We start from the raw sequence: 8,817 nt of genomic DNA, 5'->3' as shown, positions 1-8,817 counted from the left end.
GGGGCGGCCGGGCGGCCCTACCCCCGCCGCGGGGCCCCCCTGGTGGTGCGGGTCTTCCCTCCCCCCCGCCGGCGCCCCCCCCCCCCGGGCGCCCCCCGCTCCTCCGTTTCTGCTGTGCGCGACCGGTTCAGACGCCGGCCGTTACGCGGCGGCGCGGGCGCGCCGGTAAAGGATGGCACCCCCGAGCAGCAGCCCGGCGCTCGCCGGGATGATCAGACCGAGGCCACCGGCACCGGTCTCCGCCAGCTGCTCGGTAGCCACGGGCGCCGGAGCCGCCTGGGCGACCGGGGCGTCCGGAGTCACCACGGGCTTCGACGGGGTGTCGGGGGTCGACGGCTTGTCCGGCACGGTGACCGGGGTGCTGACGTTCTCACAGCTGTTGCCGTGAGCCGGGTTCCCCAGGCCGCCGATGGTGACGCTGTCCCCGCACACGTTCACCGGTACGTGAACCGGGACCTGAACGTTGTTGCCGGAGAGAATGCCGGGCGAGCCCTCCGTGTGGCCGACGGCTGTCGCCCCGCCGCCGCGGTGGCTGTCGCCGCTGCCGCTCTTGTCGTCGCCGTAGCCACCCTTGTCGTCGTCCTGGCTTTTCCCGGAGTGGGCCGACGAGGTGTTGCTGCAGTCGTTGCCGAACGCCGGGTTGAGCAGTCCGACGACGTTGATGGTGTTGCCGCAGGCGTTCACCGGGATGTGCACCGGGACCTGGATCGAATTGCCGGACAGCACGCCCGGCGAATTCGTGGCATTACCGGCGGCCGACGAGTCGGCGTGTGCATAACCGCCACCCAGCGCGAGCACTCCGCCCGCTGCCGCCACCGTGATCAGGCCTTTTTTCGTGACCTGTCGCATAGGTTCGTTCCCTGTCTTCTACCTACCGGAAGAGCTCGCGAGCTTCATTGCCCACGGGCCGAGGGCCTGTCCGACCCCGGAGCGCATGGCGCGCACCCCAGGGCCGACGAGGCTCAGACCCTTGCGGGTCGGATGTGCAATGTCAGACGTTGGCGCAGGCGTTGCCGAAGGCCGGGTTCAGCAGCCCGATCACGGAGACCGTGTTGCCGCACACGTTCACCGGAATGTGGATGGGCGCCTGGACGACGTTGCCCGAGAGCACGCCGGGCGAGTGCACCGCAGCACCCTGGGCACCCGCATCGGCGACGGCCATGCCCGCTCCCGCGAGCACCAGACCACCAGTGGCAGCCGCAGCAGCGACGACCTTCTTGATCATTATTCCTCCTAGTTGGCAATGCGGCCCCAAACCGCGGACTGCACCACCTGTAACGAGGAGAAATGGCTGGGGCTACGTGTCGGTACGCCCATTCACTCGATTCGGTCTTCTAGCACGCACTACCGATTATTTTGAGCGCAGCTTCGGCATTTCCCGCGGATTACCGCGTCCGTCAGCACCTGTCCAGGAAGCGGTCGAGCACCCGGACGCCGAACTTCAGTCCGTCGACCGGCACCCGCTCGTCGACGCCGTGGAACATGCCGGCGAAGTCCAGCTCGGGCGGCAGCTTCAGCGGCGCGAAGCCGAAGCAGCGGATGCCCAGGTCGTCGAAGGACTTGGCGTCGGTGCCGCCGGAAAGCATGTACGGAACGGCGCGCGCGATCGGGTCCTCGGCCCGCAGCGCCACCTGCACGGCGTCGACGAGATCGCCGTCGAAGGTGGTCTCCACCGCCTTGTCGGTGTGCACGTCCTCGCGCTTCACCCGCGGGCCCAGCAGTTTGTCGAGATCACCCAGGAATTCCTCTTCGTAGCCCGGCAGGAAGCGTCCGTCGAGGTGGGCCGTGGCCTGACCGGGGATGACGTTCACCTTGTATCCGGCGCCGAGCATGGTGGGCGCCGCGGAGTTGCGCAGGGTGGCGCCGACCATCTTCGCGATGCCGCCGAGCTTGTCGAGCGTCGCCTCCATGTCCTCGGGGTCCAGCGGGATGCCGAGAGCATCGGAGAGTTCGTCGAGGAAGGACCGCACGGTCTTGGTGACCCGCACCGGCCACTTGTGCCTGCCGACCCGAGCCACCGCCTCGCACAGCTCGGTGATGGCGTTGTCACTGTTGGTCATCGAACCGTGGCCGGCGGTGCCGTCCACGGTGAGCCGCATCCAGTGCATGCCCTTCTGCGCGGTCTCGATGAGATACAGCCGCAGGCTCTCGTTGACGGTGAAGGAGAAGCCGCCGACCTCACCGATGGCCTCGGTGACACCCTCGAAGAGCTCCGGCCGGTTGTCCACCAGATGGTGGGCGCCGTACACACCGCCCGCCTCCTCGTCGGCGAGGAAGGCCAGCACGATGTCACGCGGGGGCTTGCGGCCACTGCGCAGCCGGTCCCGCACGACCGCGAGCGTCATCGCGTCCATGTCCTTCATGTCGACCGCGCCGCGCCCCCACAGGCAGTCATCCGCGATCTCGCCGGCGAAGGGATGGTGCGTCCAGTCGTCCGCGTTCGCCGGTACGACGTCGGTGTGCCCGTGGATGAGGAGGGCGGGCCTGGACGGGTCCTGGCCCTCGATCCGGGCCACGGTGGACGCCCGTCCCGGGTGGGACTCGATAATCTGCGGATCGAGGCCGACCTCGGCGAGCTTCTCGGCCACGTACTCGGCAGCGACCCGTTCCCCCGGCCCGGAGTGGTCGCCGTAGTTGCTGGTGTCGATCCGGATCAGATCGCGACAGAGGTCCACGACCTCGTCCTCGCCGGAAACGGGCTGCGTCGGTCCTGGCCTCTTCGACTCGCTCACGCTGATTCCTCCCACTGTCACTGCTGGTGGTCCCTTCCCCATCCTTGCGCGCCGTACCCCCGACACCAAGCTCGGCGGACCGTCGTCATACGCGCTTCACACGGGATCGGGCGTGATCGAGCACCGCCCAATGTTTGCTATGGTTTTCCACGTCGGAACGGCCCACGGCCGTACGGCAGACACCTTGTCCGGGTGGCGGAATGGCAGACGCGCTAGCTTGAGGTGCTAGTGCCCTTTATCGGGCGTGGGGGTTCAAGTCCCCCCTCGGACACCATCGGATAGCTCATGGGTTGCGGCAGAGTGCTGGTTGAGATGCGTCTCGACCGGCACTTTTTGTTTCCCGCGACCAGGGGGAACTACCGGCGGCGCGTACCAGACACTGCTGGAACCGCCGCCGGCCATGGCGGGCGCTCAGTGGGACCGGCCCTGCCTCCCGCCGCCGTCGACGAACCCGGCCCATGCGTCGCGCGCGAAGGCGAGTTGCGGGCCGCCGCGCTGCTTGGAGTCCCGTACGCGGATCGCGGCGCGGTCGGCGGCGACCTCGACGCACTCGCCGCCCTCCCCACCGCTGTAGCTGCTCTTGAACCAGCTGAGCTGGTCGGCCTGTTCGCTCTTCATCGTTCTCCCAGCAGCTTCTCGATGAGTGCCCGAGAATCGGGCGGGCTGAGCGCCTGACCCCGGATGCTTCCGTAGCGCGCGGCCAGCATACGGACCTCGTCCGGCTCCGTGATGAGCCGGTTTACACTCTGGAACTCGCCGTATCCCGCCTGCGGCCTTCCTCTGGGGGTGAGGAGATGAACGGCCCCTCCATCCCTGCGTGACCTTCGCAGTCCAGTCCTGCTCGATGGTGTCCTCGTTCAGGATCGGGCGCCGCGCGGTAAAGATCGTCCGCGCATAGCCCTCTGTATGCAACAGCCCCGGCACGGTCAGCGTGCTGTAGAAGCAGATCTCCACCGCCTCCGCCTCCAACCGCGCGTAATCCCGAAACCACTCGGGATGCCGCACCCGCCTCCGCGCCTTCGCCCGCTCCACATCCTCCGCCGCGACCGCCAACAGCCCACCGCAGCCCAGCAGTTCGTCCACCGCCAACAGAAACTCCGGTTGCGGCGTCCGCCGCCCCCGCTCCAGCGACGAAATCTGCTCCTCGCCGTACCCGACCCGCTTCCCCAGTTCCTTCTGGCTCATCCCGGCGCGCTCCCGTGCCGCCTTCACCTGGCGACCGATGGCCCGGAACAGATCCGCCACCTCCTCCGAGCCCACCGGGTCCTCGACGCTTGCCTCCGGCCCTGCCGCCATGCCTTACCACCGCCCCGTCTTGGTCACTGCCCCCACCACCGACCGTCGCCGGCCAAGGACACGGCCGGACACCCGTACAACGTCACCATCTGCCCGGACAACCACCCCCCAACGGCCAGACAGTCACTCTCCGTACCAAGACGCCTACTCCCCACCGTAGGGCGATTGCCTCACGCTCGGTGAGGTGAACCAGGAATCCGGGGCCGCGACCCACAAACCACTCGCACCCACCAGCCCCACGCGCTTCAGCAGACTCTTCCCCACCACCAGGCGCGGCGCCCACACAGCCAGGCATGCCGCCGAGCGGTGGCTCACGGACAAGCTGACGGCGGATCAACCCGCCTGCGACGACCTCCTCGCCACCGCACCCCTCCTCATCGCCGAACTGACCGCCAACGCGGCCCTGCACGGCCAAGTACATGGCCGCACGGCGCGGCTCGTCGTCATGCTCGACGCGACGACACTGCGAATCGAGGTCTCCGACGCCCGAGCCGACCGCCTGCCGCTGCGGTGTCCGGACACCGGCGGAGAATCGGAACGCGGACTGCTGCTCGTCGAAGCGTTGGCGGCCGAATGGGGCGTACGCCCCTACTCCCCCGACGGCAAAACGGTGTGGGCCACGTGCCACCGGTGACGGTGTGCCCGCTTCCAACCGGGGGCATTCATCCCTCGACGAGACACCGGTCTGTGGCCGAATCACCGCTCGACGAGGGCGGGGGCCTCGCACGTCAGAGGAACTGCCAAGTGCCCCCAGGTCATGTGCCGCCTACAGCTTGACCGCTCGGCTCCATCACTCTCGGCCGCGCCGCCGCATCCCTGCCCGCCGCCTCCCCGTGCCCGACCTACGCCCTCGGCCGCCGTCCGCTGACGTTGCCGTCAGAACCGGTGCGCGGCTACTTCAGGTGCTCCTCAAGGTCCTCCACGGTCCAGTTGGCCTGGCGGAGGGTTGAGCGGAGGGTGCCGGGGCGAGGCTGCGATGGAGGGGGACGATGACGGTCCGCTCTCCGCTGCGGTACTTTGCGTGGCCGCCACAGGTGGAGACGTACCAGAGCCCGCCCCGCTCCAGCGCCTTGGCCACCGCGGCTCCGGTGAGACCCGTGGGGACGGCAGGGCTCACGCGGCGCGCCGCACTTGCACGGGGGCGGTGATGACGTAGGTAACCTCGGGGCGAGGGCGTCCTCGAAGTAGAGCTCCAGCGCTTCGCGGAGGTTCTCCAGGGACTCCTCGATGGTCTCGCCCTGGGAGACGACCTCGACCTGGAGACAGCGTGCCACGTACCACTCGCCCTCAAGGGTGATCGCGGCGGTGAGGTGCAGTGCATCAGTGGTCATGTCGTCAGTCTGGCAAGCGCTGCCCCCGCCGGTCAGCCTTTCCCCCGCCGGTCACCCGCGCCTGTGCCGCGTCGACCTGGCGGAGCTGACCGACCTGACTTGCGCCGGCATCGGCTCGTGCACCCGAGCCGAGCATGCGTCCCCGATGGTCCGACTCCACCATGACGCGGTCCCAGGTCCGCACCGCGCGGGAGTGCGCTGGCGTCCGGGCTTGTTGCCGTCAGCGCTGCCGTCAAAGATCTCGACCGCTGGGTTCGGTGGGGCCGACCTGCCCCGACAGCTCCCGCGCCTGAGCGGTTGTCCCTTTCCTGGCCTCATGAGCACCTTGCGGGAAGAGCTGCACGAGCTGATCGACCGACTGCCGGAGTCGCAGGTCGCGCCGAGACTCGCCATCGTGCGGGAGAGCACCCCGGCCGAGGACGGCGGGGAGGAGTGGTCGCTGCCCGACTTCGTCGGCGCGCTGTCCAGCGGCAAGGGCGACCTGGCCGCCCGCTCCAGCGAGATCCTGCGCGTCGAGCTGGGACGCGCTGCCGAATGATCGTCTGGGACACCGGGGCGCTGGTCGCCGCCGCTGACGCCGACGATCAGGACCACGCCCGCTGCGTCGAGCTGATGCGCCGCACACCGCGCCCGCCGCTGGTCCCGTACCCGGTCCTCACCGAGGTCTGCTACGTGCTGGAACGCGAGCACGGCACCCGTGCGGAGGCCGCTTTCCTGCGCTCGGTCAGCCTCGGGCAGGTCAGCCTGATTCCCCTGGCCGCCGAAGACATCGACCGTATGGTCGAACTGGTCGAGAAGTACGCCGACTTCCCCCTCCGCGCGGTCGACGCGTCCGTTTTCGCCGTCGCCGAGCGGCTCGGCGCGGATGTCATCGCGACCTTGGACCGCCGTCACTTCAGCGTCGTGCGCCCCAAGACGCCCCGCTCATTCACTCTCCTGCCGTAGCTAGGCTGCCGCGCTGACGTGCCCGGTCGCGCGTGGGGGCGGCGGGATCTTGGACCAGCGTCCTGTGCAGTGCTCCCCCGGCCGACTCGGGGCCCGTTTCCCGGGGGGCCTGCTCCCCACCTCCACTCACAGTCCGCCACGCGGAGGCGACACCGGCGCTGGACCTGCTCACGGTCCCCCAGGTCATGGCCCGCCTCCAGCTCAGCCGCTCAGCCGTCTACGACCACCTCCGCACCGGCCAACTCGCCTCGATCACCCTCGGCCGCGCCCGCCGCATCCCCACCCACGCGCTCACCGACTTCATCCGCACCCGCCTCGAACAGGACGCCGCCTGATGACCACAGCCCGCCCCGCTCCATCCCGCCGCTCCCGCTCCCGCGCCAACGGCGACGGAACCGTCTACCAGCGCAAGGACGGACGCTGGGAAGCCGCCGGATACGTTCTCGCCCCCGGCAACACCCGCAAGCGCGTCCGCGTCTACGGCACCACCCGCAAAGACGCGATGACCAAGCTCACTGAGAAGATCGCCGCTAGCAACCGCGGCCTGCCCGTCGCGGCAGCTGACAGCACCGTGAGCGCCTACCTCACGCACTGGCTGAACGGCGTCGCCGTCCACTACCTGCGGGAGAACACCCACACCCGCTACGCCGCCGCCGTCCGCCTCCACCTCAACCCCGGCCTCGGCGCAAAGAAACTCGCCCGGCTCACCACCCGCGACATCCGCACCTTCCTCGACGGACTCCGCACCACCTGCCAGTGCTGCGCCCAGGAACGGGACGCGGACCGGTGGCGCTGCTGCGCCATCGGCCAGTGCTGCGACAAGCGGCTCTCCCCGCTGACCGTGACCTACGTCCACGCCGTCCTCAAGTCCGCCCTGGAGCACGCCGTCCGCGAGGACGAACTGCCGCGCAACGTCGCCCGCAACGTCAAGACGGCCATGCCCCGCCCCAGACGCTTCCAGCCGCTCACTGCCGCCGAAGCCCGGCAGTTCCTCCAGTCAGCCAGCAACGACCGTCTGCACGCCTTGTACGAACTCGCCCTGCGCACCGGCCTCCGCAAGGGCGAACTCCTCGGCCTGCACTGGGAAGACCTCGACCTGGGCGGCGGAACCGCCACCATCCACCGGTCCCTCCAGCGCACCCGCACCGGCGGCCTGACCGTCCTGCACACCAAAACCCGCGCCTCCGAACGCCGCATCGCCCTGCCCACCGAGTGCATCAACTCCCTCAAGATCCACCAGGAACAGCAGCGAGTAGCGCGCCAGACAGCCGGACCGGACGGGACGGACAACGGGCTCGTCTTCACCACCCCGAACGGCAAGCCCCTCGACCCCACCAACCTCACCCGCCGCTTCCGCCGCCTCCTCCACAAGGCAGGACTCCGGACGATCCGCTTCCACGACCTCCGCCACTCGACTGCCACCCTGCTCCTGGAACAGGGCGTCGACCTCGTCGTCATCAAGGAACTCCTCGGCCACGCCCACATCGGCGTCACCGCCGGCGTCTACGCCCACGTCCGACTCCGCCTCCAGCGCCAAGCCATCGACACCCTCAGCCACGCTCTCGGCCCGGCCGACACCCCCGACGATCCACCCGCCGCAGCCGTCGTCCGCTGACGTTGCCGTCACCGTTGCCGTCAAACGCCTCGGAGGCCCGGTCGGAATCCTCTCCGTCCGGGCCTCCGGGCTTTTGCGTGAGCAGAGTGCTACACATGCTCCATTCGGCTGATCCATCGCTGACATACGTCCACGGTGATCGGCTCGAACAGTTCAGGACTCGACACCTCGAAGAGGAATTGAGTCAGCAAATCGACGTCTACTTCATCGATCTCGACACGCTCCAGCATGTGAACCGCCCCGGCCCATCGCGACAATTCGAGAACGTCTGCGGATCCGGAAATGCACCGCTGTAGAACATTCCTTACGGCATCACGGTCGAGGCGGACAGAAGGTCCCTCATGCCGATCGCATCGGTTGGCGGCTTCGATCAGGCCATCCAGCGATGATTCCCAGCGAATCAGGCTGGTCAGAGCCGGGCAAGCATCCGATTCCATGGGTCTCATCCTCACTTGAACTTGATGTGCGCAATGCTGCCATCAGGGAGGAACGTCGTCTTGTAAGCCAACTCCGTGAGCCCTTCAGAATCTACCCGCTTCCGATACATCGCGTATGACCCAGGCACCCTCCCGGGGACCTTGTAGCTGAACTCCGCACCGCCTCCAGGGAGTCGAATAATCTGCGGGATCTCGGCATCCCCAGGACTCTTCTTCATGAAGCCGGTGAGGTTCTTACGCAACGCTGGCGGCAGATCATCGACGCCCGCAGCAGCAGCGACCTTTTCACCTCGCGTCAGGTTTGTACCGCAGGCCCCATTCGAGTTGTGCACGAGCACCGGAGTCTGCCCCGCCAGCACATAGTACGGGTCTGTCCAACGAACGGTGTAATTCGGGTTGTTGAGGTTACTGTCGGGCGGCGGTGAGACGGCCGTCGAAGGTGATGTCGAAGGCGTTCAGTG

General features: G+C 68.4%; 12 protein-coding genes, 1 tRNA gene and 2 pseudogenes. 6 read left to right on the top strand and 9 right to left on the bottom strand.

Features of this window, described 5'->3' with window-relative positions:
- Window positions 1-141: 141 nt before the first annotated feature.
- The 3 genes from AB0M87_RS33000 to AB0M87_RS32990 all read right to left on the bottom strand — a co-directional run bounded on the left by AB0M87_RS33000 (window position 142) and on the right by AB0M87_RS32990 (window position 2,732).
- Complete coding sequence (locus tag AB0M87_RS33000; RefSeq protein WP_365859532.1) at window positions 142-849, bottom strand: chaplin; 708 nt, start codon at window positions 847-849, stop codon at window positions 142-144.
- A gap of 142 nt (window positions 850-991) precedes the next feature.
- Window positions 992-1,225, bottom strand: a complete 234-nt coding sequence (gene chpH / locus AB0M87_RS32995) for a chaplin ChpH (protein WP_365859530.1) — start codon at window positions 1,223-1,225, stop codon at window positions 992-994.
- Between the two features lie 172 nt (window positions 1,226-1,397).
- Window positions 1,398-2,732: a M20/M25/M40 family metallo-hydrolase gene (locus AB0M87_RS32990; RefSeq protein ID WP_365859528.1), complete on the bottom strand. Its 1,335-nt coding sequence runs from the start codon at window positions 2,730-2,732 to the stop codon at window positions 1,398-1,400.
- Window positions 2,733-2,918: 186 nt separating this feature from the next.
- On the opposite strand from AB0M87_RS32990, the gene AB0M87_RS32985 reads away from it, so the two are divergent.
- Window positions 2,919-3,006, top strand: a tRNA-Leu gene (locus AB0M87_RS32985).
- A 137-nt stretch (window positions 3,007-3,143) separates the two neighbouring features.
- Here the strand turns inward: AB0M87_RS32985 and AB0M87_RS32980 are convergent.
- From AB0M87_RS32980 to AB0M87_RS32970, 3 genes and pseudogenes are all read right to left on the bottom strand, one after another.
- A pseudogene (locus AB0M87_RS32980) lies at window positions 3,144-3,311 on the bottom strand (DUF397 domain-containing protein); the annotation flags it as partial.
- A gap of 35 nt (window positions 3,312-3,346) precedes the next feature.
- Entirely contained in the window at window positions 3,347-3,562 is a 216-nt protein-coding gene (locus AB0M87_RS32975; protein ID WP_365859536.1) for a Scr1 family TA system antitoxin-like transcriptional regulator, read from the bottom strand.
- Window positions 3,563-3,608: 46 nt separating this feature from the next.
- A pseudogene (locus tag AB0M87_RS32970) lies at window positions 3,609-3,917 on the bottom strand (Scr1 family TA system antitoxin-like transcriptional regulator); the annotation flags it as partial.
- Window positions 3,918-4,212: 295 nt separating this feature from the next.
- Here AB0M87_RS32970 and AB0M87_RS32965 point away from each other — a divergent pair.
- Window positions 4,213-4,662, top strand: a complete 450-nt coding sequence (locus tag AB0M87_RS32965; RefSeq protein WP_365859526.1) for an ATP-binding protein — start codon at window positions 4,213-4,215, stop codon at window positions 4,660-4,662.
- A 259-nt stretch (window positions 4,663-4,921) separates the two neighbouring features.
- On the opposite strand, the gene AB0M87_RS32960 is transcribed toward AB0M87_RS32965, so the two are convergent.
- Window positions 4,922-5,359: a type II toxin-antitoxin system HicB family antitoxin gene (locus tag AB0M87_RS32960; RefSeq protein ID WP_365859524.1), complete on the bottom strand. Its 438-nt coding sequence runs from the start codon at window positions 5,357-5,359 to the stop codon at window positions 4,922-4,924.
- 316 nt (window positions 5,360-5,675) lie between these two features.
- On the opposite strand from AB0M87_RS32960, the gene AB0M87_RS32955 reads away from it, so the two are divergent.
- From AB0M87_RS32955 to AB0M87_RS32940, 4 genes are all read left to right on the top strand, one after another.
- Window positions 5,676-5,897, top strand: a complete 222-nt coding sequence (locus AB0M87_RS32955) for a hypothetical protein (RefSeq protein WP_365859522.1) — start codon at window positions 5,676-5,678, stop codon at window positions 5,895-5,897.
- Entirely contained in the window at window positions 5,894-6,304 is a 411-nt protein-coding gene (locus tag AB0M87_RS32950; RefSeq protein ID WP_365859520.1) for a PIN domain-containing protein, read from the top strand. The genes AB0M87_RS32955 and AB0M87_RS32950 overlap by 4 nt, the downstream gene beginning before the upstream one ends.
- Window positions 6,305-6,462: 158 nt before the next feature.
- Window positions 6,463-6,639: a helix-turn-helix domain-containing protein gene (locus tag AB0M87_RS32945; RefSeq protein ID WP_365859534.1), complete on the top strand. Its 177-nt coding sequence runs from the start codon at window positions 6,463-6,465 to the stop codon at window positions 6,637-6,639.
- Window positions 6,639-7,919: a tyrosine-type recombinase/integrase gene (locus AB0M87_RS32940; protein ID WP_365859518.1), complete on the top strand. Its 1,281-nt coding sequence runs from the start codon at window positions 6,639-6,641 to the stop codon at window positions 7,917-7,919. The genes AB0M87_RS32945 and AB0M87_RS32940 overlap by 1 nt, the downstream gene beginning before the upstream one ends.
- Window positions 7,920-8,008: 89 nt before the next feature.
- On the opposite strand, the gene AB0M87_RS32935 is transcribed toward AB0M87_RS32940, so the two are convergent.
- Entirely contained in the window at window positions 8,009-8,356 is a 348-nt protein-coding gene (locus AB0M87_RS32935) for a hypothetical protein (RefSeq protein ID WP_365859516.1), read from the bottom strand.
- An 11-nt stretch (window positions 8,357-8,367) separates the two neighbouring features.
- Window positions 8,368-8,688 carry a hypothetical protein gene (locus tag AB0M87_RS32930; RefSeq protein WP_365859514.1) on the bottom strand — a complete coding sequence of 107 codons (321 nt, stop codon included), beginning with the start codon at window positions 8,686-8,688 and terminating at the stop codon, window positions 8,368-8,370.
- Between the last annotated feature and the right edge of the window lie 129 nt (window positions 8,689-8,817).

Source organism: Streptomyces sp. NPDC051320, from assembly GCF_040682175.1.
Classification (GTDB): Bacteria; Actinomycetota; Actinomycetes; order Streptomycetales; family Streptomycetaceae; genus Streptomyces.
This window is presented reverse-complemented; position numbering and strand designations above follow the sequence as displayed.

Bases quoted from the DNA above. Each gene is read 5' to 3' on its own strand.
- AB0M87_RS32955 (WP_365859522.1), top strand. From the start codon at position 5,676: ATGAGCACCTTGCGGGAAGAGCTGCACGAGCTGATCGACCGACTGCCG.
- AB0M87_RS32950 (WP_365859520.1), top strand. From the start codon at position 5,894: ATGATCGTCTGGGACACCGGGGCGCTGGTCGCCGCCGCTGACGCCGAC.
- AB0M87_RS32935 (WP_365859516.1), bottom strand. From the start codon at position 8,356: ATGGAATCGGATGCTTGCCCGGCTCTGACCAGCCTGATTCGCTGGGAA.
- chpH (WP_365859530.1), bottom strand. From the start codon at position 1,225: ATGATCAAGAAGGTCGTCGCTGCTGCGGCTGCCACTGGTGGTCTGGTG.
- AB0M87_RS32960 (WP_365859524.1), bottom strand. From the start codon at position 5,359: ATGACCACTGATGCACTGCACCTCACCGCCGCGATCACCCTTGAGGGC.
- AB0M87_RS33000 (WP_365859532.1), bottom strand. From the start codon at position 849: ATGCGACAGGTCACGAAAAAAGGCCTGATCACGGTGGCGGCAGCGGGC.
- AB0M87_RS32940 (WP_365859518.1), top strand. From the start codon at position 6,639: ATGACCACAGCCCGCCCCGCTCCATCCCGCCGCTCCCGCTCCCGCGCC.